This window comes from Roseovarius sp. MS2, assembly GCF_051447875.1.
Lineage (GTDB): Bacteria > Pseudomonadota > Alphaproteobacteria > Rhodobacterales > Rhodobacteraceae > Roseovarius > Roseovarius mucosus_A.
In genome coordinates, this window is the sequence record NZ_JBKHVF010000001.1 from 2,586,276 (window position 1) to 2,609,684 (window position 23,409).

The following is a 23,409-nucleotide window of genomic DNA, read 5'->3' on the forward strand; positions in this document are numbered from 1 at the left end:
TGCAAAAAGCAAGATGGACGCAGATCATTGTGAACGGTATACCGTTATTGCTGGACTGGTTGGTTAGCATTGCGCGACAATGGGGGCGTCCTATGGACTTGAACTTGCTGCCACTCCTGCTCGCCGTTGCCGAAGAGCAGAACTTTCGCGCTGCGGCGGACCGGCTCGGTGTGACGCGATCCGCTGTGAGCCAAGGCATACGCCGGCTGGAGGATGCCTTGGGCATACAGGTGGTCATGCGCACGACCCGCTCGGTTCGCCTGACCGAGGCTGGTGCCCGGCTGGTCGAGAGCCTGCGCGCTCCAATGGCGGCGGTACAGGACGCGCTTGAGGCCAATGAAGATGTGCCGAGTGGGCGGCTGCGATTGGCCGTCACATCCATTGCCGAGGAGTTTCTGTCGGGGCCGTTGCTCGCGCGTTTTGCCGAGGCGCATCCCAAGGTTACGGTGGATGTGACGGTCATAGATGACGCGTTGGATATCGTCGCCGGTGGTTACGATGCAGGTGTCCGCTTGGGCGAAGTGATCGAGCAGGATATGATCGCCGTGCCCGTTGGCGGCCCGCAACGCGAAGTGGCGGCAGCCACGCCCGTCTACATCGCGCGATATGGCGCACCGAACCACCCCAAGGATCTGCTCGATCATCGTTGTGTCGGATGGCGACCCGCCCCCGACACGGCCCCGTGGCGATGGGAGTTCGAAGATAATGGCAAGCCCTTCGATGTCATGGTGGATCCACAGGTGACAACCAACGACCTGCGTCTGATGTTGCGGGTGGCTTTGGCGGATGGTGGTATCACCTTTGCGCCATGGGACTGCATGAGAGAACATTTCGATAGTGGCGCACTGGTCCCGTTGCTTACGGGCTACCTTCCGCCGTTTTCAGGATTCTACCTGTATTTCCCGCAGCGTCAGAACATGGCACCAAAGCTGCGGGCGCTGATCAATCACATTCGCCAGTGGCGATTTGTGGACTGATCACGATTTCGCGGTCGGAGCCTCGCAATCGTAGTCTGGAAATCTCTGCGCGCTTCGACTTGCGTTGGTGGAGGGGGGCCGCGCCTCGTTGGGCGCGGCCGCGACCATCTCACCGGCTTGTCACGACCTGCATGACGGCTTTGGACAGCTCGATCACAGCGCCGTTGCGGGTGTTAAAGTCGGCATCTGCATCCGACAGGAAGATGGCGATGAAGTAGGGTTCCCGATCCGGCGGCGTCACCATCGCCACGATGTTGCGGTTGAAATTCCCGCTTCCCGATCTGTCGGCGACATGCCAGCCCGCTGGCGTGCTCGCACGGATCAGTGCGCCCGTAACGCCACCGTCGCTCATCCAGTCGACCAGTTGCGCGCGCGATTGCGGGGACAGTGCATCGCCCGTCAGCAACGTCTCCATCGTCGACACCATCGCTTCGGGCGTGGTTGTATCGCGCGGATCGTCCGGCGCGAAGGTGTTCACGTCTGGCTCGCGGCGGTCCAGACGGCTCACCGGATCGCCGATCTCGCGCAAAAATGCGGTCACGCTTTGCGGTCCTTCGATCCGGTCGATCAGCAGATTGGTCGCCGTGTTGTCGCTCATGTCGAGCGCGGCGTGGCATAGTTCGCCCACGCTCATCGTTTCGCCGACCATCTTTTCGGTGACAGGCGCATACTCAAGGACTTCTGCGGCCTTGATCGCAATCCTTTCTTCGAGGTCGAGGTCGCCCTCATCGACACGATGCAAGACGGCGCCGCACAGCATGGTCTTGAAGGTGCTGGCCATCAGGAACCGCTCCTCGGCACGATGGCTGACGGTCCAATCCGAGCCGCTGTCGCGGATCACAACACCGACGCGCGCGTCGAGCTTTTGTTCGATGCGGTCGATGGTTGCGGCAAGATGCAGTTTCGGGTTCTGGCCAAAGGCAGGGGCGCCTGTCAGCAGTGCGAGGGAAACCCCGGCAGCCAGTAGGGGCAGCGTCGCGGCATGTGTCAGCATGAGTTCATCCTTGTCTGAATCGATGGCGCATGGCACCGCTTCGTCGCCTGCTCAAGGCGAGTGATGACGGGCGACCATCAAGGTCTGGAATTTACGAGACATCAAATGATGTCACGCCGCGCCCCTTAGTTTGCTGCTTTACGGCCATCAAACGACAAAGTATCACGCTTGGCATTAGCTGGAGTAATGCCGATGGATCGCCCGGACCTGCCTCTGAACGGTCTCCGCGTGTTCGAGGCGGCCTATAGGCAGGGTAGTTTCACCCGCGCCGCCATAGAGTTGCGCGTCACCCAAGCCGCGGTCAGCCATCAGGTGGCACGGCTCGAGGACCGGCTCGGCGTCACATTGTTCGTGCGCGCATCCGGCGGATTGGTGCCGACCGATGAGGGCAGGGCGCTGTACCCTGTTCTGGAACACGGCTTCGACGCAATGGCGCGAACGCTCGACCGTATTACCGGACATCGCCACATCGAGACGTTGAAGATCGGTGTTGTCACGACCTTTGCCGTCGGTTGGCTTTGGCCGCGTCTGCCTGAGTTCCGGCGGGACCATCCGTCGATTGATCTTCGCATCTCGACCAACAACAACCGCGTCGAGATCTTGCGCGAGGGGCTCGACATGGCGATCCGCTATGGCAGCGGTTCCTGGACCGGGCTTGAGTCTGACGTGCTGCTCGAGGCTCCGCTCGCACCGCTGTGTGCGCCGTCGATGGCCGAATATCTGACGACCCCTGAAAGCCTCAGCCGCGAGGTCCTGCTGCGGAGCTATCGCAGCGATGAATGGCCGCGCTGGTTCGCAGAGGCAGGGGCACTCTGTCCACCGCTGACCGGTCCGATATTCGATTCCTCGCTCGCCATGGCCGAGATTGCATCGGATGGCGGGGGCGTGGCGCTCCTCCCGGTGGAAATGTTCACACGCCGCATTGCGGATGGGCGGTTGGTTCAGCCGTTCTCCACGATGGTGTCTGCGAGTAGGTATTGCCTGACATGGCCTGCGGACCGACCGCCTACACCTGCCATGCGAGATTTCAGAAGTTGGCTGCTTGCTGCATCGGCAGAACCAGCCTTGGGCACCAGTGCCTAGCACCTGTACCCACCAGCACTTTGGGATCGCCCAATCCGGGGGTTCTCGCAGCCTGCGGGCATGATCTGGCTTAGTCAGTGATCGTGGTGGCGCGTGGCGAGCCAAAAGAACAGCTACCCTCTTGCGCTTACTGTCACTAAGTGACATCTAGTGCCCATGTCACTTAGTGACACAGGTGGTGTGGGTGCGACGAAACTGTTCACTTGCCCGACGAGAAAAACAACCCATTGGCACCCTCGTGAGGGAACGGAGGCCACAGAGTGACAGACGGATCGAGACTAGAGGACGCGCGGCTCGACGTATCCCGACATGCAGCAAGGCTGTTCTGGGAGAAGGGCTTTGATGCGACCAGCGGTGACGACATAGCTGCGGCGGCTGGCATCTCGACGCGAACTGTCTGGCGATATTTCCGATCCAAGGAAGCCTGCGTCGAACCGGTGTTGAAAGTCAGCGAATTGCGCTTCGCGGCACTGCTCGGCCAATGGCCTAAAACCGAAAGCATCGACCAATTCCTGGCCCGGTCCATGACGACATTCATCTCTGACGATGCCTTCGTCCGCGACAGCATTGCCGCTGTCCGGATCCTCGCGATCCTGCACCGCGAACCGGCCCTGCGCTCGGCCTGGCTCATGGCGTGTAATGCGGCGGAGATGGAGCTAATCGGCGTCGTCGCCGATCGTGCGGCGCGGACTGCGGACGATTTCGAGGTCAGGCTCTGCGCCGCTGCCATCACAGCAGCGATGCGCCTGGTGGACGAAGAGATCAGCGCGGCCGTGATCAACGCCGGTATGCACGTGACGTCTGAGGAGGCAACGGCCCGCATCCTTTCGGCGATCCGGGCCGCCGCGACACTCCCCATCTGCGACGCCGTCGCCTGACGGCGGCAGCCCACTCGGGCCAGCGCGTCCGAAAGGAAAAAAGGAAACATCACCATGACAGTACGAAGCAGCCGGCCCGCCGGGCGCATATCCATCCGCCGATTGCGACAAGAGATGTCCAAGCGACAGGGGCGTCTCTCGGTGACGCAGCACCTTCTTGGCGCTGCCGCCACGGCGCTGCTCCTGTCTAACGCCCCCGCCTTTGCAGAGGATGATATGCCAATGACCTATCCGGACACACGTCAGACCGATACCGAAGAGCTGCATTTCGGCGTCACCGTCGCCGACCCGTTCCGCTGGCTGGAAAACGATCCGCGCCAGGATGACGAGGTCGCGCAATGGATTGCGGCGCAGAATGCCGTCTCAACGCCCTATCTCGAGGGTCTTTCCGGGCGGGATGTCTTTCATCGCAGGCTGACGGCGATGTTCGACCACGAAACTTTGACCCCACCGGTCGAGCGCGGCGGCCTCTACTTCTTCACGCGCAACGGCGGGCTCGACAACCAGGCGCAACTTCTGGTGCGTGAAGGGGCTGACGGCGCGAACCGTATCCTGATCGACCCGAATACCTGGTCAGAGGATGGCACCGTGGCGCTGGCCGAATGGGCCGCCTCGCCCGATGGCACGTTCGTGGCATTTGCCATGCAGGACAGCGGATCGGACTGGCGGACCATTCGGGTGATCAACACATCGACAGGCGAGATCCTGGACGACACGGTGGAATGGGCACGGTTCACCACGATCGCCTGGCATCCCGATGGTTCGGGGTTCTATTATTCCCGGTTTCCCGAACCCGAGGCAGGGGCAGCCTTTAGCGCCGGCGTCGAAGGCCATGCCGTCTATTTTCATCGCCTTGGGTCGCACCAGTCAGAAGATCAGCTGATCCATGCGGCGACGGCGGGACAAGCTCTGTTGCATTCTGTCGATGTCACGCCGGATGGCCGTTACCTGATCGTCTACACGTCCGCGCTGACGGGGGGCGTTGCGGTCACGGTGACGGACCTGTCTTCCGCCGATCCTGCGCCTGATACCATCATCGAAAGCTACGATGATCGTTGGCTCTTGCTGGGCAACGTCGGCACGAAACTCTTCTTTGCAACGCAGAAGGATGCGCCTCGGGGTCGGATCGTAACGATGGACCTCTCGGAGGCGCAGCCCGAGTTTTCGGAAATGATCCCGGAACGGCCCGATGCAGTCTTGCGCGAAGGTGGATCCGCGATGCTGGGCGACCGGCTGCTGCTGTCCTACACGATCGATGTCCAGTCGCAGGCCGAGCTTTACAATCTAGATGGAACGTTCGAGGGCACAGTCCCGCTGCCGGGGCCCGGCAGCACCGGCATCGTCCGTGGTCGTCCCGGTGCGAACGAGGCCTTCTTCGCCTTCACCAGTTTTGATGCGCCGCTGACCGTCCTGCGTCTTGACGTCGATGCAAACCGCACGACGGTCTGGGCCGAACCCGAAATCGCAACCGATCTCGACACAATCACGGTCGAGCCGCATTTTTACACCTCGCAGGACGGCACGCGGGTGCCACTCTTTGTTGTTCGGCGCAAAGACATTGACGGTCCGGCGCCGACAATGCTGAATGCCTATGGCGGTTTCGCGATCAGCATGGTGCCACATTTCTCGCCCGCCGCCATGGCCTGGGTTGAGCAGGGCGGCGTGTACGCAGTGGCGAATATTCGTGGCGGTGGCGAGTACGGCCAAGCGTGGCACCATGCTGGCCGGCGCGCCAACAAGCAGAACGTGTTCGACGACTTCATCGCTGCCGGTGAGTATCTGATCAACCAAGGCATCACGCCTGCTGATGGACTCGCGATCCATGGAGAGTCGAACGGCGGGTTACTGATCGGTGCCGTCGTCAATCAAAGACCGGACCTCTTCGCCGCAGCCCTGCCGGGGGTGGGGGTGCTCGACATGCTGCGGTTTGATCGCTTTACAAGCGGCGCCACCTGGGTTGAGGAGTTTGGCAGCCCTGCCGTCGAGGAAGAGTTCCAAACCCTTCTGTCGTATTCGCCCCTCCACACAATCCGCGAGGGTGCGCGCTACCCTGCAATTCTTGTCACGACGGCGGATACGGACAACAGGGTCGTTCCGGCGCATTCTTTCAAATATACGGCCACGTTGCAGGCCGCCGACATCGGGAACAGGCCGCATCTTCTGCGCGTGGAAACCCGCGCCGGGCACGGGACCGGCAAGCCAACTAACATGGTTATCGCAGAGTTCTCCGACATGTGGGCCTTTGCTGCCCACTGGACCGGGCTCGAGGTCAGCCCCGGTTGCCGGTGCAACCATCTCCCTAGTTCGACCAAATACTGACGAGAGGATATCACAATGACCGAGATCCGCCCTGCCGAAGGTTCCGAAGGTGAAGCACGCGACCGTATTCTGGCGCTTCTTGATCTTCATTCCAAAGCGATCGGGAAATCATTCAAGTCCGAGACGGTGTTATTCGAGGCTCATGAAGACGGTCGTTACCTCGGTGGTCTCGCTGCCCGTTTTTCGCTTGATCTGAAGTGGGTGTTCGTCGAGCTCTTGGCAGTAGCCGAGGAGAGCCGTGGCAAGGGGGTCGGTGGCCAGTTGATGGCGCGCGTCGAGCAGGAAGCACGCCTGCGAAGGATGGACGGCATATGGCTCGACACATTCTCGTTTCAGGCACCTGAGTTCTACAAGCGCTTGGGCTACAGCGAATTTGGCCGGATCGACGGTTATCCTGAGAACGAGGCACGGCTCTTTTTTGTGAAGCGGCTCTGAAATCTGAAGGTCGGGCCCTCCTGTAATGATTGGCTAAAACTCGATGTTGAATGCTTTCCAAGCGTTTTGGCGAAGGGGGCAGGATCTGGATACGGATACGGGTATCAACGCAGATTTCCACTAGGGCCGTGCTTGGCATGCAAGGGCTGCTCTAACGGGCCTCCACTGCGCATAGGAGATCAGCCGCAGAACCCAAAGCGGGCCGCGATTGCGTAGGGCGCGGCATTACGTTCCCCGTGGGTGGACTGAAGAAAGGAAGAGAATGCGTCGCAAACGTGAGAGTTGGTTCCTGGAACCTGACGAGATGGTACGCACACCGCGGGTTCCTGCCGACTTGGAATACCATCGCGTCTACGCGGACGAAAAACGGAAGATCGTCCGAGGAATCGTCGCGATCATCCTGCTATTTGCGGGTCTCGTTCTTTTCGCGCAAGTGTGCCTCGCCGTGGCCTCGGCCATCGACACCCAGCTTCTCGGGCGGACAGGCTTCACGCCTCTGATGCACGCTGCGGGGGCCTTGTCCTTGGCTTTGCTCATTCCATACAGCATGCTGCTACAGCGCTGGCTCTATGGAGTTCCCGCCCGCTCCCTGCATTCGGTGGCAGGACGATTCAGGTTCGGGGTGTTCGGTCGCGCATTGATTGTATTCGGCCCCTTGCTCCTCATCGTCATGTCAGTCGGATTTCTTCTGACACCCGGTGACACAGTCCCATGGAGCACGGCGGACCTGGTCGCGTTCTTCATCATCGGCATGACGCTCACCCCGCTGGCGGCCGCTGGTGAGGAATAGGGGCTTCGTGGCTTGATGTTCCGGGTTGTTGGCAGTTGGACACGTGAATCGCTGTCCGGTGCAATGCTCGGTATCGGCGTCACGACGGTCTTGTTCTCGCTTTTTCACGGTACTTTGGACCCTTACATTCTTGGCTCGTATCTCGTGCTTTTCGGTGCGATGGCCACCATAACCTGGAGAACGGGGGGCCTTGAGGTCGCCGTCGTGCTGCACGCGGTCTACAACGTCAGCGCCCTGGTTCTGGCCACGACGCTCCATCTCGACCTGGGGGGCGACCTGAGCAGCCGTGGTGAGATCGCCGGAACCCCCGCCAACCTCGTGCCGAGCGCCGGGCTTGTCGTCATCACTGCGATTGTCTGGTGGACCACGCGTAAAAGCGGACCGGCGCGGACGCCGGCAACATCGAGCGCGTGATCTGTATCAGCAAGCTTCGGAGTTGCCTGAAGCATGTTGCAATCAGCGGTTTTCGGAGATCGAGAGGAAACCCTTTGCATGAGCATGCTTCTACCAGTTTCCAGAACGACGCGCTGAGCGCGACTGCTCCGCGCTTCTCTTGGGTCTAGTCTTGCCTGATCCCTTGAACGAAATCCGCAACTGCATCCACGACCGAGGGAGCAATCGGAATGGCCGCGTTGGTGTAAGTCGCGAGGTTCGCCGAAGCGTCTTCGGATGCCACGGTCTTGAGGACGTGATTGACGTCAGGAAGCAATGCGAGGGTCGCATCAGCTGTGGCATCTGCCAGCATACGTGCGTCCGTCACGCTGACCTGCAGGTCGCGCGTGCCTTGCAGAACGAGCATGGGAACCTCTACACGGGCTGCCAGTTCGATAGGGTCGTATGATATTGCGTCGATCAAGAAGCCTTGGACCTCTGCGCCAAAAAGGGGCCGCAATGGGGGACTCATGGTGCCCGTATCCACCCGATTGCCACGCTTCAGTGTGGCCATGGCCGCCTCGGCCTCCTGCAGGAAAGGCGCATTCGCGGGGTTGGCGCGCAGCTGCTCGCCTATCACTTCGTCCAAGGGTCGGCCGATGCTGGCGATCAGGATCAACCCGCAGGCGTCCGGGATGCGCGCCATGGCGGCCAAGGCGACCAGCCCGCCCTCGCTGTGCCCAATCGGGATGACGCAGCGCGTGCCGTCCTGAGTGGGCAGCCGCTTCCTGATGGCGGCAGTCCAGGCAAGAAGATCGTCGCCATAGCTTGCGATCCTCACATCGTTCGGGTCCGGAATGGCGCCCTTGGATTCGAACATGCCGCGCTTGTCGATGCGCACCGATGGGTAGCCCCGCTCGGCCAGTGCTTCGGCAAGCAGTCTGTATGGCGCCGCCGCGATGCCAAGGGGCGAATTGCCGTCGCGGTCCGTTGGCCCGGAACCGGGCACGACCAGAAACACCGGCACGTCCGCCGGAAGCGGCCCATGCTCGGTCGGTAGGGTCAAGGTTCCCCTGAGGGGGCCAGTCGGGCCCGATGCGGTCAGTTCTTCCTCAATCGGCATGCTTTCCCCTATGTCCAAATCGCTGCCTGTTTGGGCGCTCGCGGGCGGTGTCATTGCGAAGCCCAGTGATAAGGCGAACAGTCGGGCGATGATGACGGGCGAAGGTTGCATGGGGATGATGCTCCATGAATTTTCTGAGTAGGGAATGGGCAACCGCGCGGTGCAGTTCGACGAAGAGCTCTGATCGCTCAGGTTTGTGCAACCGCCAGATCGACCCCCGGCATATGCAGGCCCTGGTGCGAGAGCGTGAAGATCTCGAAGCCTTCCGCTGTAACCCCGATCGAATGCTCGAATTGCGCCGACAATGACCTGTCCCGCGTCACGGCGGTCCAGTCGTCGGTAAGGATCTTCACGTCAGGCTGTCCGAGGTTGATCATCGGTTCCACGGTAAAAATCATCCCTTCCCGAAGTTCGGGTCCTGTGTTTCGTTTGCCGACATTCAGGATGTTCGGCGAGTCGTGAAAGACTTGCCCTATGCCGTGACCGCAGAAATCACGGACGACGGAACACCGCTGCGACGCAGCGTAACTCTGGATGGCATGACCGATGTCACCCAACCGCGCGCCGGGACGCACCGCCCGGATGCCCCGCATCATTGCCTCATGCGCGATACGGATCAGCCGCTCGGCGGCAATCTTGGGTTTGCCCACGGCGTACATGCGGCTGGCATCACCATGCCAGCCATCAAGGACAAGCGTCACATCCACATTCACGATATCGTCCGCGCGCAGCTTTCGCGCCGTGGGGGCACCGTGGCACACCACGTGATTGACCGACGTGCAGCAGGCGTATTCATAGCCTTTGTAGCCCAAAGTGGCCGGTCGGGCGTCATGTGTCGCGGCGAAGTCGAGAACGAAGGTGTTGATCTCGGACAGGGGCGTTCCGTCCCGGACAAGGGCGGCGATCTCGTCCAGACATCGGGCGGTCAGGGCCCCGGCGCGGCGCATGCCCGCAAAGGCGTCCGGCCCGTAGAGCTTGATGCGTTCCGTCCGCCGGGCGCTCTGCGCGGGCGGAGCGACAGGGACGTTGATGTAAGTGGCCACCCGGTGTCCCTTCTTTGTTGGTGAATCTTCTTGCCGACGCCGCCCGATTGACGGATCATCACAGTGTGTATGCGTTTCGTATATGATTCGTATATTTGTTAAAAGGAGTGATCCGGATGGGCATCGTGAAGATCGCAGAGGAACTGCACGAGGAACTGCGCAAGTCGAGCACCGTCATGTGCCGTTCGATCAACGCTCAGGCCGAATTCTGGATGAAGGTCGGCATGTTGGCCGAGGCGAACCCCGGCCTGTCCTACATCGAAATCATGGCCCAGCAACGCAAGCTGGCCGATGTGAAGATGCCCGAGATCAACGCCGCCTGAGAGGCTGATTTGTCGGCCAGAGTTGTCAAGTCTGCGGCGGCGTCACTCAAGGCGATTCGACCCTTGTCCCATGTCTCTGCCTCGATGCCGAGGCTTCTCGACAGCTAGGCGTACGTCAGACGCCGCGTCGCGTCATGCGCGTCGGGGGCTTCGGCCTCCGTCTCTTTTGCGTCCAGACCGGCGATACCGCCAAGGCCGTGGCCCGCGCCTGCGATCATCAGCAGCGCGTTGGCTCCCGGCGCGTCGGTAAACGCGTTGGCATTCCATTCAGGGCCGCGCGGCGTGACGTGCGGATTATCCCCGGCCCCGAAACCCACGTGGATCGGGCTTCAGCGTGATGTGTAATCCACGTCCAAGAAGGGAAACCGCGCCGCGCTTTCCGGGGTCAGGTCGCCGCCACCGCGACCGGCGCGGTCAACAGGATACCTGCGCCAATCCGCGGCTCCGAGAAATCTGGCCCCTGCAGCTGTGCGCCAAGCAAAAGCGCCAAGGTGTGCCCGCCAAAGGACCAGCCGGCACCCGTGATCCGGTCTTGGTTCAAACGGCCCGCGACGGCCGGCGCCTGACGTTCCACCTCCCCAAGCGGCTCAAGACGTCTGAACCCACACCATCAGAACGCACCGGCTCAGATGATCCCAAGGACTGACCGCCCGCCTATCAGGCCGACCCCACCCTCCTGACTGCCAGTTGACGCCAAGGGACCTTAACGATGGTCGCCATTTTCTCAACTACGCCATGTTCACGCAATCTTCGTCGGCACCTTGCGCGGCGACGGGGGTTCGCAGCGATGCGGACCGCCGCCGCAAACAGGTACACAGAACTCTGGAAGGAATTAAGATGCGAGATATCTCATTGTCACAGTGTCATCGAACGACGACGCGCCTCTTGGTCGTGGCAGCAGTCACGGTCTTGGTGGCCGGGTGTATGCAGGACGACAGCTCTTCGTCAGAAAGGTTAAAGAGGGCCCATCTGCAGAACCTGACCAGCGAGACCGCGCTCAATGCCCAGATCATGTCTGATCGGGCGCGCGAGCAACGCTGCGACCGCGATCCAACCCGAAGCGAGTGCTGACGTCGTCAGGCTCTTGGGCGTGATCCACCCCGTTGACCGCGCTTGTGACGCCAACTGAAGAGTTGGACGTCGCCCAACGAAGCGGGTCATGCGCCAATTAGGGCTGGATCATATCAGACTGAACGCGTGGAACGGGCGACGGCGCCTAAAGCCCGAATGCGCCCGTTCTGCTATCTGCAAGGGCTGTTTTCCCGATGGGTTCGGTCCACCTAGACGGGGAATTCTGCCGAGATCCACGTCGCCTTCGTTCGCGGGGTGGGCTCATCTCTTTCCATCATGGATGGTCGAACGGGCGCTCAAGGCTTCAGCGATTTCCGACTTCACCGATGTCTTTGCGCGAAAGAAACCAGAGTTTGTCTACGTCAGGTTCAGCGCGACGAAGCGGCCAAAGGAGCGGCTCGCGGGGGATGGGCGTGCGGAGGCGTAAGCGAGCGAGATGCCGAGTTTGGGCAGAGGAGGCAATCCGTTGGTGATGATGGAAAGGTCGCTGGGCACGGCGGCGCGGGTCGCCACGCTGACCGCGAGGCCGGAGCGGGCGATGGCCAGCAGGCCCGCAAGCCCGTTGCTGGCGTGGGCCACGCGATAGGGGCGGGAACCGGCATCCATCGCGCGGCGTGCCTCGATATGGTCGAGCGAGTCGGGTGCCGAGAGGGCGAGCGGTAAAATCGGTTCCTGCAGCAAGGCGGGCGCGTCGGTTGACGCGATCCAGACCAGCGGTTCATAGCGGATGATGTCGGACGGGTCCGCCGTGTCTGGCAAGGACACGATCGCGAGGTCGATGCGGCGGCGTTGCAGCAGAGGCCGCAGTTCGACAGTGGGAGCGCTGATCACCTCGATCTCGATACCAGGATGCGCGGCACCATAACGCCGCAGCAAGTCGGGGAAGAAGGCGGTCAGGTAATCCTCGGGGCAGCCGAAGACGATTGAACCGCAGAGACCGTCCTGTCTGATCGAACCGAGCGTTTCGTCATGGGCGGCAAGGACACGTTCGGCTCCGGGAAAGAAGCGCTCTCCCGCCACTGTAAGAGCGACGCCGGACCCGGTGCGGTGAAAAAGCTCCTCGCCCACGAGGTCCTCCAACCGCTTGATCTGCAGGCTGACCGCTGACTGCGTACGTCCGATGCGTAAAGCCGCGGCGCGCATGGAGCCGGATCGGGAGACGGTGACGAAGCTGCGCAAAAGGGCGATGTCGAGATCGGGCATATGAGGCTTTCTTGATTCGGGATGCAGTGAAATGAATTATACTCAATAGCCGATCTGCGTTAGGTCTCGTCGAGACTCATTTCATAGAAGGGACGACGAAATGCCCAACGCGAACCGACACTCCAGCTTTTGGTCAGATGTGGACAGCCACGTGATGCGCTACGGCCCGGTGTTCGAACGGCGGATCATCGACCGCGCCGAGGGGTGTTTCGTCTATGACACTGACGGCAAGCCTATCTTGGATTTCACCTCGGGGCAGATGAGTGCCGTGCTGGGGCATTCGCACCCGGAGGTGGTCCGGGTCATTCGCGAGCAGGCAGGGCGGCTGGATCACCTGTTCAGCGGCATGCTCTCACAGCCGGTGGTCGCGCTATGCAGCCGGCTGGGCCGCATGGTGCCGGGGCTGGAGAAGACACTGCTGCTGTCCACGGGTGGCGAAGCCAATGAGGCGGCGATCCGGTTGGCGAAATGCGTCACAGGCAAGCACGAGATCGTGGCATTTACCAAAAGTTGGCACGGAATGACGGGGGCTGCGGCCTCGGCCACCTACAGTGCGGCGCGCAAAGGGTACGGCCCGGTGACGGTCGGCTCCTTCGCGATCCCCGCACCGCATGCCTATCGGCCGCGCTTCACCCACAGCGATGGCAGCCTTGACTGGCAGACAGAGCTGGACGACGCCTTTGCGCTGATCGACGCGCAGTCGACGGGCAGCCTTGCGGCCTTTATCGCAGAGCCGATCCTGTCGTCGGGCGGGATCATCGAGTTGCCTGAGGGCTACCTTGCCGCGTTGAAGCGCAAGTGTGAGGAGCGCGAGATGCTGCTGATCCTTGATGAGGCGCAGACCGGGGTGGGGCGTACCGGCACAATGTTCGCGTGCGAGCGGGACGGGGTTGTGCCGGATATCCTGACCCTGTCAAAGACATTGGGCGCGGGGCTGCCGCTGTCGGCGGTGATGACCAGCCGGGAGATCGAGGAGAAAGCGCACGAGCGCGGGTACACCTTCCTGACCACACATGTTTCTGACCCTCTGCCGGCTGCCGTGGGGCTGGCTGTACTGGACGTGCTGGAGCGCGACGGGCTAATCTCGCGGGCGACACAGGCCGGGGCCTTGTTGCGCGACGGGTTGCTGGCGTTGCAGCAGCGCCACGACTGCATAGGAGACGTACGCGGACGCGGCTTGTTGCTTGGGCTAGAAATCGTGACCGACCGAAATAGCCGCGTACCGGACCTCGAGATGGGCGACCGGATTGCCGAGGCGGCGATGGAACGCGGTTTGAGCATGAACATCGTCAAAGTACCCGCCATGGGCGCAGTCTTTCGGATCGCGCCACCGTTAACGGCGACGGATGCGGAGATCACGCACGGGCTGGATATCTTGGGCGAAGCGCTGGAAGTGGCGGTGCGCCGATGAGGTCCACATCGCAAGTTCCATGTCGGCTGCCGTTTCGGCAAGGTCATGTGCGGCGCCGGAACCGAGGGGACCTGCGAGACCGCGGATAATCCCTTAGGCTGAGAGAACAGTCTAGCGCTCCTTGCGCCAAGGTCCGGCCGCTAACTTGGATGAAGACACCTCAAGGCCGGAAAATTCCCGGGAAAATTCGCCCCGCTGCTTCGGTTGCTGGACGCCCCACTGGCGCTTCTTCTTTGCGGTTAGACAAGAAACGTCCATTTCATCGGTGACCAGACCCATGAGTTTTGGCATCAGCCCCACATTCCACGCGACAATATCACAACACTGTCGGCTATCGAACCGTGAGCATGGATGCGTTCTGCGGGCGAGCGTGCAGTTCCCTTTGTCATGTCAATCGTTTGACGCGCAATAACGGCGCAGTGCCGAACGGGATGTCCCGTTGCGCGCCTCGCGTGCGTAGCGCCTTGGGGGATGACCCGTCTGGCGTTTGAATGCTGCCGCGAAGGCACTTTCCGAACTGTAGCCGACGTCTGATGCGATCCTCGCCAAAGCGGCTTCTGACGCCAAGAGCCGGTCCATGGCCAGCAACATGCGCCACTGGGTCAGGTATCCGAGCGGCGTTCGCCCGGTGATCTGCCGGAAGCGCTCGGCGAATATTGTTCGAGAAAGCCCGGCCTCGGCGGCCAGACCAGCCACCGTCCAGGATCGCGAAGGCTCGGCATGGATGGCCGTAACCGCACGCGAAATGTTGAGGTCTGAAAGTGCGGCAAGCCAACCGGTAACGCCGCTATGGTCCTGAGCGAGGAACACACGAAGCGCCTGCACAAGAATGAGGTGGGACAAATGTGCGATGGTCAATGCGCTGCCCGGTTCCGGCTCTTGCAACTCGCGCGCGATGCGGTTGAGCGCCCACGCCAGCACCTCTCCCCTTTCGCCCCCTTTGACGACCAGAATAGGGGGCAGGGACGGAAGAAGCATCTCGGCGGCTGGCCCCGAGAGCAGGAAACGGCTTCCGGCCATGAAAAACTCTCCACCGCCGCCATAGCTGGCCGTGCCACCATGTGCGACGGGCGCATAAATTTCATGGGCATCGGTTCCATGGCTGACGGAACGCGCTGACATAATGAACGGCAATCCATGTGGCAGGATCACGCAATCCCCGGCATCCAGCCACACCGGCTTACCACCGTCCACGGTGATCCAGCATCCACCCTTGATGACAGAGTTACACTTCAACCCGACATGGCGCTCGAACTGGATGGACCAATCGCCCGCCGCGTCGAATCCGGCCGCGACGCAATCGTGAGGCTGAAGCAGAGCGACAATTCCGGACAATGTATCCATGACAATCCGGACGATGGCTATAAAAATGCGGATTTACAAGCATAGAAAGTCCGAGCGATTTGCGTAGATGGTCAAGTGTCAAATGAAAAAGGAAATACCATGATCCTGATCACGACCCCTACTGGTGATATCGGTGCCCGCGTTCTGTCGAACGTTCTGGACGCAGGGGAAAAGGTCCGTGTTATCTTGCGCGATGCCTCAAAGCTCGACGCGGACACGCGAGGCCGGGTCGATATCGTCGAAGGCTCTCACGCCGACGGTGGCGCGATTGCACGGGCGCTCGATGGAGTCTCGGCGGTGTTCTGGCTGCCGCCGGGATCACTCCGTGCGAAGACCCCCGAAGACGCCTATGTCGACTTCTCACGCGCGTTTTGCACCGCGCTGCCCGGATCGTCAGTGAGCCATATCGTTGGCGTCTCGGCCCTCGGGCGAGGATGGCCCAAGCCCGCAGGCCTCGCCACCGCAAGTATTGCCATGGACGATATGATCGCTGCCACCGGCGTAGCCTATCGCTCGCTTGCCTGTGCTTCACTCATGGACAATATCGCGCGTCAAATCGGTCCGATCCGCGAGCAGGGCGCATTTTACCAGCCAACGCCGGGCGATCTGAAACTTCCGCATGTCGCGAAGGCCGATGTCGCCGCGATCGCCTCTCGGCTGCTGATCGGACAAGACTGGGACAGCGCCGCGGAGCTTGCGCTTTGCGGACCAGAGGACCTGAGCTTTGAAGAGATGGCGAGGGTCCTGTCCGACGTGCTCGGCCGCGAGATCGCATTCCACGAGATGTCAGTGAAGGATTTCGACGGCGTGATGCGCGGCGTGGGTGCGTCAGAGGGCATGGCGCAAGGCTATGTCGAGATGATGACCGCCAAGAACGAGGGGATGGACAACGCGGCGTGCCCCAAGGATCGCTCCGCGACGCCGACGACGTTCCGGACCTGGTGCGAGACAGAGCTTCTGCCTTCCATTCAGGCGCAATGATGCGCAGCGAGAGGCGTTTTCTTGTATTGCCGCTCTCTGTCAAAAGCGGCCCTTCCCCGACATTCGAAAGCGGTCGGTCGTGGCATGGACGGTCGCACCCGTCCATGCCTTAAACGGTGCCCAGATCAATGCGAAAGACTGTGCCGCCACCGGGCGCATCTCGGATCTCCACGCGGCCGCCATGTTGATCCATGACCTCCCGTACGAGGTTAAGGCCGAGGCCACTCCCGGTGGTGCGTGGTCGAAGGCGGTGAAAGGGCTCGAAGACGCGCTCACGCTCGGTGGGCGGTATTCCCGGGCCGTCATCCTCGACCTCGAAGGCCGTCCCAAGAACGCGGACGACAACATTGGTCCCGCCGTGATCGATGGCGTTCTGAACAAGGTTCATCAGCACGCGCTCCAACGCTGCCGCGTCGCCGATGCAGGGTTCGTTGCCCAGGACATCAAGCGAGATGGAACCTCCGTTGGCGATGACGAGCGGTGCCATATCTCCGACAAGGCGTCGGCCAACCTCCGCAGGGTCGATTGCCTCGTCTTGGCGGTTGTTCTCAAGGCGGTGCAGGTCGAGAAGTTGTTCAGTCATGGTCGCGAGCCGTTGCACGTCCAGCGCCAAGGCCCGGACGGCCGTGCTGTCGGCCGCATCGACCTTGCTCGCCAGAACGGCGATGGGCGTGCGCAGTTCGTGCGAGGCCGACGCGATGAACCGCTGCTGGCGTTCGTATCCGTCGTCAAGGCGGCGCAGGGCGTCGTTCACCGCCCGCACAAGCGGCGCGATCTCTTGCGGGACATAGGCTTCGCTCAGACGGCGCCCTCGGCTATCCGCGTTGATCCCCTCTGCCTCCCGCGCGATACGCGACACGCCTGCGAGCGATCGTCTGACAATCCAGGGTGTGACGACCAGCGAGGTCAGGGTCAGCAAGATGAAGATCGGCAGGATGATCGTGTTGGTCGCAAACACCACCATAAAACCCAGGTCCGACAGCGGACCATGTCCAAGGATGGTCAGGGTGCCTATGTCCGTATTCTCTCTCCGGATCACCGCTGCCAGATCGTGGGGCGCGACACGGTCACGCATCTGCGCATAAGACAGGTCGCTCAGGCGGCCCAGCAGAGACGCGTAATGTTCGGGCACCCTACCGAAGACCACGCTCGCCCCCCCGTCGTCCTCGGCCACGAACCAAAGGTCTGGCGCCTTGCCCCGCAGGTCGGCCAGATCCGGCGTCATCACGACGGTCAGGCCGCCTGCGGCATCGCGCTCCACCGCTTGCGCGATGATCGGGATGATCTGTTCATCGGTGTAGGGCCCGCCGCTGTCGACGCGGAGCGCGATTGCGATGAGGATGGCGAAGGAGACAAGAAGCGTGAGGAAGTGGAAGACCAGCGGATAGACGATCAGTGGTCGTTTGAGCGACGGCGACCGCGTCATGGGGCTTCGCGCAACAGGTAGCCGACCCCGCGAATGGCGTGGATCTCGATCCTCGCGCCAGCCGCGGTCAATCTCCGGCGCAGACGGGAGATATGAGAGTCGAGCGTGTTGGACTGGATTTCGTCGTCGAAGCCGAAAACCGCGTTCTCCAGTGCCTCCCGCTGCACGGTGCGCCCGCGACGCTTGATCAGCGCCGCAAGGACCCGCAATTCGCGCCGCGGCAGGTCGATCCTAGCGCCGTCCACCTCCACTTCCTCGTAGGCGAGGTCAAAAACGAGCGATCCGGCACGGATTGTCGCGCGGGCCAGTTTCGCAGGACGGCGAAAGACCGCCCGGATGCGGGCGAGCATCTCGTCGATGGAAAAGGGTTTGGTGAGGTAATCGTCCGCGCCGCCGTCAAGGCCCGCGACACGGTCATTCACGCCGTTGCGTGCGCTGAGCACGATGACGTGGATCCCAGGGTTGTCAGCCCGCAAAGAGGGCAGCAACGACAGGCCTTCGCCATCGGGCAAAGACCTGTCGAGCAGGACCAGATCGAACGTTCCAAGCTTGCTGGCTTCCCGTGCGGATTCCACTCCGTTCGCGTGATCCACGATGAACCGCTCACGTTCGAGGACCTTTCGCAACGATTCAGCAAGCCGAGGCTCGTCTTCGACCAAAAGGATCCTCATGTCGCCACCTCAAAATGCTTGGGTTTCTTCTTGGCTGGGGCCCTCTTGCCCGGCCTTTTCGGATGCGACTTAGGTCAGCCCGGGTCCGAACGGCAAGCAACAACTGTAAAAGCTCGAAAACATGCGGATTTCCTCCGATGGGCGGTTCCGGATCGGCTCATGAGGGCTGCTCGTGCCGGACGTGCGTGGGATCTTTCGTCAGAAGTTGTGCATGGGTCAGTCTCTTATGGCTCGTGCGGAACGACGCCGCTCGACCTTGAACAGGACGATAAGTGAGGCCGTCAGCAAGAGCGCCGCGTTGAAAGGGTGAAGCGCAAGAGCCCCAGAGCCGAACGATGCCAGCGCGAGTTGGAGCGCGTAGAGGAGGCCGATCACACCGGCCCACCATCCGAACCCTCTCAGACGCCGCACGATGAGGGAGCACCAGAGGAGCGTAAAGACCGGGATCGCAATGACGCCGCCAAATGCGCCGTGCAGGTCCCAAGGCAGCCCGGCAAAGAGCGCCTGCCCGGCCAGAAGGAACTGAACGGCGAGAAGTGCGGGCAGGCTGAATGCTGCGGCAATGAACGGAGCAGGCGTGCCGAGACGAAGCTCGGCGAGGGTGTCGTGGGTCGTTTTTGTCATGGTTCAGGCCGCCCTCTGATCGAGGATGGTCGGTGTCGCGATAAAGTCCTTCAGGGCGCGGACATAGCTTTCCTGGGCGGCTGCCAGTTCCGCAGACTTCAGCTTGTCGGCCCGGAACACCAGATGCGGAGAATGCCACGGCAGGCCGCAGCGCAGCGCTGTCGCCTTGAGCGGCGCCATGAGTTCATCCATCGTGAAGTGGTTCGCACCGTCGCGACCGTAGGCCGCAGGCGCATTGCCCGCCGTTGCGGCGATCATCAGCGGCGTGCCGGCCAGCCTGTCACCCTCTGTCGCGGCATGGATGTAGTACATACGCGTCAGCACGGCATCCTGCCAGGCCTTCAGAAGAGGGGGCGTCGAATACCACTGGATCGGAAACTGTAGAACGATCCGGTCGGCTTCCAGAAGCGCGCGCGCTTCGGCTTCGCCGTCGGCATGCATGTCGATAACGCCGCTCGGATAACGCGCCGACATGTCCACCACTTGCGCACCTGAGACAGTGCGGGCGGCGGCTTGCAGGGCTGCATTGGCCTTCGATCTCCCGAGGTCGGGGTGAAAAAGCAGGATGAGAGTCTGGGTCATGGGAGCCTCCTTCGGCTTGGGAATGATCCGAAGATGGTTCAGCGTAAAAAATTCTTCCAATGGATATAAAAGATAACTTATTATTTGTTTTATGAATTTACGTGGCATCGACCTGAACCTTCTTGTCGTCCTTGATGCGCTGCTTGACGAGGCGCATGTCAGCCGTGCCGCGCATCGCCTGAACATGTCGCAACCTGCCGTCTCGAGCGCCCTGCAAAGATGCCGGGACCTGTTCGGTGATCCCTTGCTCGAGCGTGGGCGCGGCGGCATGACCCGCACGGTCTTGGCACAGACACTGCGCGCGCCGTTGCGGTCCATCCTGTCGGAGGTGGATGCTCTGATCGATCGCGGAGAGGTGCCATTGGACCGGATCGAACGCGTGGTCCGCATCACTGCAGCCGACGATCCTGCCACCCTGCTGGCGTGCCCCTTGATCGAGGATATCTCAAGGACTGCGCCGGGCGTCACCATCGTGTTCAAGCCGTGGCAGGGCCAAGAGGCCGTGACGCGCGAAATTCTGGACGGGGCGACGGACATCGCCATCGCTGTCCTGGATCGCGAGATCGAGAACATCGAGATTCGAAAGTTGATCGACGTCGACTACGTGGTTGCCATGCGACGCGATCATCCTGCCGCTGCCGGGTTCACCATAGATGCCTGGCTGGCCTGGCCGCATGTCGTCGTATCTGGTCAGGGCGATCTCCGGACTCCGCTGGACGCGCAATTGGCGGCCTCCGGGCGGCGACGCCGCGTCGGTCTCACCGTTCCCTCCTTCCAGCTTGTGCCGAGGGTGCTGGCAGAGACCAATCTGATCGCCATGCTTCCCCGGCAGAGCGTGGCAACGAAGGTCGAATTCGATCTCGTGTTTCACCAACCGCCGGTTTCGGTCGATGGTTTTCCTTTGCACATTGCCTGGCACGCCCGGCAGAACCGCGACACTGCCGTCCAACATGTTGTAGAGGTCATTCGCGCCGTGTTTCGAGAAACAGGCGTATGATTTCCAGCCACGCGCCCGACTTGGCGCGCCAACCGTTCATGGGTCGAGGTCATCTCCGGACGCGAGCGGACGAGTGCCGGAGCGGTTAACCGTTGAATCGCTCGGGAAGACGCTGTTCCTTGAACGCTGCATCAATCCAGTCGATGAAGGCGCGTGTCTTGGCCGGAAGAAAGCTCCGCGAGGCGTAGTACACCGAAATCCCGCCGTCGTCCGCGTACCAGTCCGGGAGAAGGCGGATCAGGCGACCGTCCTCGAGGTCCGACAAGACCTCGGCCACTGCGAGGAGGGCGATGCCAAGCCCTAGTTTTGCTGCCTCGCGGATCGCGCTTGGTTCGTTCACGACGACAGTTTCGTTAAGCGCTGCCTCCATCTCTTGTCCGGCTCTGTTGCGCATGATCAAGTGCCGGATACGACCAGTTCGCAGGACACGCATCGCAATTCCGTCGAATTCGGCAAGCCCGGCCGGATCGGTCGGACCGCGTCGGCCCGCCATATAGGCTGGCGAGGCGACAGCGACGACGTGGAGCGGCGCGAGCCTGCGGGCGACCGTCCCCGGCGCGCGTTCAATCGCGCCGCCGATGGCGGCATCGTACCCTTCCGTGACCAGATCGACGACGCGGTTCTCGAAATGCCATTCGGCCCGGATCAGAGGATATTGCGCAAGAAAGCCGGGCAGGAGCGGCAACACATGCGCCAGCCCGAACGAAGGCGGCATGCTGAGCTTGAGCGTACCAGCGGGCGTCGGCCCCTGTGCGGTGACCGCTGAAATGGCGCCCTGAAGCCTGTCGAGCGGTTCTCCCACCGAGGCGAGAAAGCTTTCCCCCGCCTCGGTGAGCCTCAGTCCGCGCGTCGAACGGTGGAACAGCCGGACGCCCAGATTACGCTCCAGCATGGCGACGCTGCGGCTGACCGCGGCTGGCGTCAGGGCAAGTATGCGGGCAGCCCCGGAAAAGCTGCCGCACTCTGCGCTTCGTACAAACGCTTCAAGATTCGAAAGAGTTTCCATACTCCCAGCTTCAACGATTCGTTGAAAGAAATGCAAGCCGATCGCGACTAACGCAGACGGCCCACAACGAAGATATTCCCGTCACTCGCCACGCAATGAGCCGCGAAAACGGAAATCACCCAAACCGAGGTCGCCTGACCAAAGCCAATTCGCGACATTCCGCACGTGGTCCGGTCGCCCTTTGGGCAACGAAAGGAGCTCAACCATGTCTTCCAGTCGTCAACCGCGCCTGACGCTCAATCGTCGTGACGCCCTGTTCGCGGGCTCCGCACTCACCGCGAGCGCCGGCCTTCAACTGGGCGCCGCTCATGCCGCCGAACCCACACCTCTCGACCTGCCATCAGGAGACCTTTCCATGGGCTACATTACCACCGACGATCACGTGCAGATTTTCTACAAGGATTGGGGCCCGCGCGACGCCCAGCCGATCGTCTTTCATCACGGTTGGCCACTCAGCTCCGACGACTGGGACGCGCAGATGCTGTTCTTTCTCTCAAAGGGCTACCGGGTGGTGGCACATGACCGGCGCGGACATGGCCGTTCGGAGCAGGTCGACAGCGGCCACGACATCGACCACTACGCCGCAGATGCCTTTGCCCTGGCCGAGGCGCTGGACCTGCGCAACGCGGTCCACATCGGCCATTCCACCGGCGGCGGTGAGGTCGCGCGCTACGTGGCGCGGCACGGTGGACCGGCTGGCCGGGTGGCCAAGGCCGTTCTCGTCGCCGCCATCCCGCCGCTGATGCTGCAGACCGACGCGAACCCCGAGGGCACGCCGATGGAGGTTTTCGACGGTTTCCGCGCGGCTCTCGCCGGAAATCGCGCGCAATTCTTCCGCGACGTGCCCGCCGGTCCGTTTTACGGGTTTAACCGCGAGGGTGCGACGGTCCACGAGGGCGTCATTCAGAACTGGTGGCGGCAGGGCATGATGGGCAGCGCCAAGGCGCATTACGACGGCATCAAGGCCTTCTCGGAGACCGATCAGACAGAGGACCTGAAGGCGATGACCGTGCCGACGCTCGTCCTGCATGGCGAGGATGATCAGGTGGTTCCAATTGCGGCCTCGGCCGAAAAGGCGGTCAAACTGCTGCCCAATGGCACGCTCAAGACCTATCCGGGGTTCTCGCATGGCATGCTGACGGTCAACGCCGACGTGCTGAACGCCGACCTGCTGGCTTTCATCACGGGCTAGGCGACTGGCGGCGCGGCGTCGACGCCGCGCCTTCACCCCCTTTTTGCAACCGGCAAACATCTTCGCCCTCAAAGGAAATGATCCATGTCCAATCGAAACGCCATCTTCCCCGAAAACCGACACGCGCTTTACGAGGCACACGGCTATTCCGCTGCCGTTCGCTCCGGCGATCACTTGTTCGTCTCCGGGCAGGTCGGCAGCCTTCCTGACGGCTCGCCCGAGCCCAACTTCGCGAAACAGGTTAACCTTGCGTTCCAAAACCTTGACGCCGTGCTAACGGCGGCGGGGGCAAGCTTCGACGACATCATCGACGTGACCACATTCCACACCGACCCTGACACGCAGTTCGATGCGATCATGCCGGTGAAGAACCGCTACTTCCCGGCGGCTCCCCACCCGACCTGGACGGCGGTCGGGGTGAATTGGCTCGCCGGTTTCGATTTCGAGATCAAGGTCATCGCTCGCATTCCCGGCCAAGCCTAACGCCCGCTGATCGGCCATGAAGTGTCCCGAGACGAGGCACTTACCCTAGGGACAAACCCGGTCAAAACCAAGAAAGGAAAC

General features: G+C 61.8%; 25 protein-coding genes. 13 read left to right on the forward strand and 12 right to left on the reverse strand.

From position 1 onward, the window contains the following. The first annotated feature begins 92 nt into the window (after positions 1-92). Complete coding sequence (locus ACLGGT_RS12720; protein WP_437196375.1) at positions 93-977, forward strand: LysR substrate-binding domain-containing protein; 885 nt, start codon at positions 93-95, stop codon at positions 975-977. A gap of 109 nt (positions 978-1,086) precedes the next feature. On the opposite strand, the gene bla is transcribed toward ACLGGT_RS12720, so the two are convergent. Beyond that, positions 1,087-1,971, reverse strand: coding sequence for a class A beta-lactamase (gene bla / locus ACLGGT_RS12725; RefSeq protein WP_437196376.1), 885 nt, complete (start codon positions 1,969-1,971; stop codon positions 1,087-1,089). Between the two features lie 186 nt (positions 1,972-2,157). Between bla and ACLGGT_RS12730 the strand changes: the two genes are divergently transcribed. The 6 genes from ACLGGT_RS12730 to ACLGGT_RS12755 all read left to right on the forward strand — a co-directional run bounded on the left by ACLGGT_RS12730 (position 2,158) and on the right by ACLGGT_RS12755 (position 7,890). Next, positions 2,158-3,054, forward strand: a complete 897-nt coding sequence (locus ACLGGT_RS12730; protein ID WP_437196377.1) for a LysR family transcriptional regulator — start codon at positions 2,158-2,160, stop codon at positions 3,052-3,054. Between the two features lie 260 nt (positions 3,055-3,314). After that, positions 3,315-3,932, forward strand: coding sequence for a TetR family transcriptional regulator (locus ACLGGT_RS12735; RefSeq protein ID WP_437196378.1), 618 nt, complete (start codon positions 3,315-3,317; stop codon positions 3,930-3,932). Between the two features lie 54 nt (positions 3,933-3,986). Beyond that, on the forward strand, positions 3,987-6,251 hold the full coding sequence (locus ACLGGT_RS12740; protein ID WP_437196379.1) for a prolyl oligopeptidase family serine peptidase: 2,265 nt from the start codon (positions 3,987-3,989) through the stop codon (positions 6,249-6,251). Positions 6,252-6,266: 15 nt separating this feature from the next. Next, positions 6,267-6,686, forward strand: coding sequence for a GNAT family N-acetyltransferase (locus ACLGGT_RS12745; RefSeq protein WP_081507999.1), 420 nt, complete (start codon positions 6,267-6,269; stop codon positions 6,684-6,686). 262 nt (positions 6,687-6,948) lie between these two features. Then, a complete protein-coding gene (locus ACLGGT_RS12750; protein WP_437196380.1) occupies positions 6,949-7,476 on the forward strand; it encodes a hypothetical protein in 528 nt (175 codons plus the stop codon). A gap of 15 nt (positions 7,477-7,491) precedes the next feature. Continuing rightward, positions 7,492-7,890 carry a CPBP family intramembrane glutamic endopeptidase gene (locus tag ACLGGT_RS12755; RefSeq protein WP_437196381.1) on the forward strand — a complete coding sequence of 133 codons (399 nt, stop codon included), beginning with the start codon at positions 7,492-7,494 and terminating at the stop codon, positions 7,888-7,890. Positions 7,891-8,035: 145 nt separating this feature from the next. Here ACLGGT_RS12755 and ACLGGT_RS12760 read toward each other — a convergent pair whose 3' ends face one another. Continuing rightward, complete coding sequence (locus ACLGGT_RS12760) at positions 8,036-9,082, reverse strand: alpha/beta hydrolase (RefSeq protein ID WP_437196382.1); 1,047 nt, start codon at positions 9,080-9,082, stop codon at positions 8,036-8,038. Positions 9,083-9,159: 77 nt separating this feature from the next. Beyond that, positions 9,160-10,014 (reverse strand): type I methionyl aminopeptidase, encoded by an 855-nt coding sequence (gene map, locus ACLGGT_RS12765; RefSeq protein WP_437196383.1) that lies wholly within the window; start codon positions 10,012-10,014, stop codon positions 9,160-9,162. 116 nt (positions 10,015-10,130) lie between these two features. On the opposite strand from map, the gene ACLGGT_RS12770 reads away from it, so the two are divergent. After that, a complete protein-coding gene (locus ACLGGT_RS12770; protein WP_008280023.1) occupies positions 10,131-10,337 on the forward strand; it encodes a ParD-like family protein in 207 nt (68 codons plus the stop codon). Positions 10,338-10,441: 104 nt separating this feature from the next. Here ACLGGT_RS12770 and ACLGGT_RS12775 read toward each other — a convergent pair whose 3' ends face one another. From ACLGGT_RS12775 to ACLGGT_RS12785, 3 genes are all read right to left on the reverse strand, one after another. Then, a complete protein-coding gene (locus ACLGGT_RS12775; RefSeq protein ID WP_437196384.1) occupies positions 10,442-10,654 on the reverse strand; it encodes a hypothetical protein in 213 nt (70 codons plus the stop codon). A gap of 68 nt (positions 10,655-10,722) precedes the next feature. Further along, positions 10,723-10,911, reverse strand: coding sequence for a hypothetical protein (locus ACLGGT_RS12780; RefSeq protein WP_437196385.1), 189 nt, complete (start codon positions 10,909-10,911; stop codon positions 10,723-10,725). 854 nt (positions 10,912-11,765) lie between these two features. Beyond that, the gene (locus ACLGGT_RS12785; protein WP_375554047.1) at positions 11,766-12,611 is read right to left on the reverse strand and encodes a LysR family transcriptional regulator; all 846 of its coding nucleotides are present in this window, start codon (positions 12,609-12,611) and stop codon (positions 11,766-11,768) included. 100 nt (positions 12,612-12,711) lie between these two features. Between ACLGGT_RS12785 and ACLGGT_RS12790 the strand changes: the two genes are divergently transcribed. Continuing rightward, a complete protein-coding gene (locus ACLGGT_RS12790; RefSeq protein WP_437196386.1) occupies positions 12,712-14,022 on the forward strand; it encodes an aspartate aminotransferase family protein in 1,311 nt (436 codons plus the stop codon). Between the two features lie 390 nt (positions 14,023-14,412). Here the strand turns inward: ACLGGT_RS12790 and ACLGGT_RS12795 are convergent, their stop codons facing one another. Then, positions 14,413-15,366, reverse strand: a complete 954-nt coding sequence (locus tag ACLGGT_RS12795; RefSeq protein ID WP_437196387.1) for an AraC family transcriptional regulator — start codon at positions 15,364-15,366, stop codon at positions 14,413-14,415. Positions 15,367-15,465: 99 nt separating this feature from the next. Between ACLGGT_RS12795 and ACLGGT_RS12800 the strand changes: the two genes are divergently transcribed. After that, positions 15,466-16,347, forward strand: coding sequence for an NAD(P)H-binding protein (locus tag ACLGGT_RS12800; RefSeq protein ID WP_437196388.1), 882 nt, complete (start codon positions 15,466-15,468; stop codon positions 16,345-16,347). A gap of 109 nt (positions 16,348-16,456) precedes the next feature. Here ACLGGT_RS12800 and ACLGGT_RS12805 read toward each other — a convergent pair whose 3' ends face one another. The 4 genes from ACLGGT_RS12805 to ACLGGT_RS12820 form a co-directional block, all read right to left on the reverse strand. Further along, on the reverse strand, positions 16,457-17,773 hold the full coding sequence (locus tag ACLGGT_RS12805) for a sensor histidine kinase (RefSeq protein WP_437196389.1): 1,317 nt from the start codon (positions 17,771-17,773) through the stop codon (positions 16,457-16,459). Further along, on the reverse strand, positions 17,770-18,444 hold the full coding sequence (locus ACLGGT_RS12810; protein ID WP_081508008.1) for a response regulator transcription factor: 675 nt from the start codon (positions 18,442-18,444) through the stop codon (positions 17,770-17,772). Before ACLGGT_RS12810 ends, ACLGGT_RS12805 begins: the two co-directional genes overlap by 4 nt. Positions 18,445-18,660: 216 nt before the next feature. Further along, entirely contained in the window at positions 18,661-19,068 is a 408-nt protein-coding gene (locus ACLGGT_RS12815; RefSeq protein WP_008280031.1) for a DUF6220 domain-containing protein, read from the reverse strand. Positions 19,069-19,071: 3 nt separating this feature from the next. Then, positions 19,072-19,650 (reverse strand): NAD(P)H-dependent oxidoreductase, encoded by a 579-nt coding sequence (locus tag ACLGGT_RS12820; protein ID WP_037297157.1) that lies wholly within the window; start codon positions 19,648-19,650, stop codon positions 19,072-19,074. 91 nt (positions 19,651-19,741) lie between these two features. Between ACLGGT_RS12820 and ACLGGT_RS12825 the strand changes: the two genes are divergently transcribed. After that, entirely contained in the window at positions 19,742-20,647 is a 906-nt protein-coding gene (locus ACLGGT_RS12825; protein WP_008280033.1) for a LysR family transcriptional regulator, read from the forward strand. 85 nt (positions 20,648-20,732) lie between these two features. On the opposite strand, the gene ACLGGT_RS12830 is transcribed toward ACLGGT_RS12825, so the two are convergent. Continuing rightward, complete coding sequence (locus ACLGGT_RS12830; RefSeq protein WP_008280034.1) at positions 20,733-21,653, reverse strand: LysR family transcriptional regulator; 921 nt, start codon at positions 21,651-21,653, stop codon at positions 20,733-20,735. 205 nt (positions 21,654-21,858) lie between these two features. Between ACLGGT_RS12830 and ACLGGT_RS12835 the strand changes: the two genes are divergently transcribed. Continuing rightward, positions 21,859-22,845, forward strand: coding sequence for an alpha/beta fold hydrolase (locus tag ACLGGT_RS12835; protein WP_437196390.1), 987 nt, complete (start codon positions 21,859-21,861; stop codon positions 22,843-22,845). Between the two features lie 84 nt (positions 22,846-22,929). Beyond that, complete coding sequence (locus ACLGGT_RS12840) at positions 22,930-23,328, forward strand: RidA family protein (protein WP_151978701.1); 399 nt, start codon at positions 22,930-22,932, stop codon at positions 23,326-23,328. Positions 23,329-23,409 lie beyond the last annotated feature (81 nt).

What these genes read in the sequence shown, in the direction of transcription:
- ACLGGT_RS12755 (WP_437196381.1), top strand. Translation starts at nt 7,492, where the DNA reads ATGTTCCGGGTTGTTGGCAGTTGGACACGTGAATCGCTGTCCGGTGCA.
- ACLGGT_RS12800 (WP_437196388.1), top strand. Translation starts at nt 15,466, where the DNA reads ATGATCCTGATCACGACCCCTACTGGTGATATCGGTGCCCGCGTTCTG.
- ACLGGT_RS12785 (WP_375554047.1), bottom strand. Translation starts at nt 12,611, where the DNA reads ATGCCCGATCTCGACATCGCCCTTTTGCGCAGCTTCGTCACCGTCTCC.
- ACLGGT_RS12720 (WP_437196375.1), top strand. Translation starts at nt 93, where the DNA reads ATGGACTTGAACTTGCTGCCACTCCTGCTCGCCGTTGCCGAAGAGCAG.
- ACLGGT_RS12825 (WP_008280033.1), top strand. Translation starts at nt 19,742, where the DNA reads ATGAATTTACGTGGCATCGACCTGAACCTTCTTGTCGTCCTTGATGCG.
- ACLGGT_RS12835 (WP_437196390.1), top strand. Translation starts at nt 21,859, where the DNA reads ATGTCTTCCAGTCGTCAACCGCGCCTGACGCTCAATCGTCGTGACGCC.
- ACLGGT_RS12790 (WP_437196386.1), top strand. Translation starts at nt 12,712, where the DNA reads ATGCCCAACGCGAACCGACACTCCAGCTTTTGGTCAGATGTGGACAGC.
- ACLGGT_RS12730 (WP_437196377.1), top strand. Translation starts at nt 2,158, where the DNA reads ATGCCGATGGATCGCCCGGACCTGCCTCTGAACGGTCTCCGCGTGTTC.
- ACLGGT_RS12745 (WP_081507999.1), top strand. Translation starts at nt 6,267, where the DNA reads ATGACCGAGATCCGCCCTGCCGAAGGTTCCGAAGGTGAAGCACGCGAC.
- ACLGGT_RS12760 (WP_437196382.1), bottom strand. Translation starts at nt 9,082, where the DNA reads ATGCAACCTTCGCCCGTCATCATCGCCCGACTGTTCGCCTTATCACTG.
- ACLGGT_RS12840 (WP_151978701.1), top strand. Translation starts at nt 22,930, where the DNA reads ATGTCCAATCGAAACGCCATCTTCCCCGAAAACCGACACGCGCTTTAC.
- bla (WP_437196376.1), bottom strand. Translation starts at nt 1,971, where the DNA reads ATGCTGACACATGCCGCGACGCTGCCCCTACTGGCTGCCGGGGTTTCC.
- ACLGGT_RS12805 (WP_437196389.1), bottom strand. Translation starts at nt 17,773, where the DNA reads ATGACGCGGTCGCCGTCGCTCAAACGACCACTGATCGTCTATCCGCTG.
- ACLGGT_RS12750 (WP_437196380.1), top strand. Translation starts at nt 6,949, where the DNA reads ATGCGTCGCAAACGTGAGAGTTGGTTCCTGGAACCTGACGAGATGGTA.
- ACLGGT_RS12830 (WP_008280034.1), bottom strand. Translation starts at nt 21,653, where the DNA reads ATGGAAACTCTTTCGAATCTTGAAGCGTTTGTACGAAGCGCAGAGTGC.
- ACLGGT_RS12820 (WP_037297157.1), bottom strand. Translation starts at nt 19,650, where the DNA reads ATGACCCAGACTCTCATCCTGCTTTTTCACCCCGACCTCGGGAGATCG.
- ACLGGT_RS12795 (WP_437196387.1), bottom strand. Translation starts at nt 15,366, where the DNA reads ATGGATACATTGTCCGGAATTGTCGCTCTGCTTCAGCCTCACGATTGC.
- ACLGGT_RS12740 (WP_437196379.1), top strand. Translation starts at nt 3,987, where the DNA reads ATGACAGTACGAAGCAGCCGGCCCGCCGGGCGCATATCCATCCGCCGA.
- ACLGGT_RS12815 (WP_008280031.1), bottom strand. Translation starts at nt 19,068, where the DNA reads ATGACAAAAACGACCCACGACACCCTCGCCGAGCTTCGTCTCGGCACG.
- ACLGGT_RS12770 (WP_008280023.1), top strand. Translation starts at nt 10,131, where the DNA reads ATGGGCATCGTGAAGATCGCAGAGGAACTGCACGAGGAACTGCGCAAG.
- ACLGGT_RS12810 (WP_081508008.1), bottom strand. Translation starts at nt 18,444, where the DNA reads ATGAGGATCCTTTTGGTCGAAGACGAGCCTCGGCTTGCTGAATCGTTG.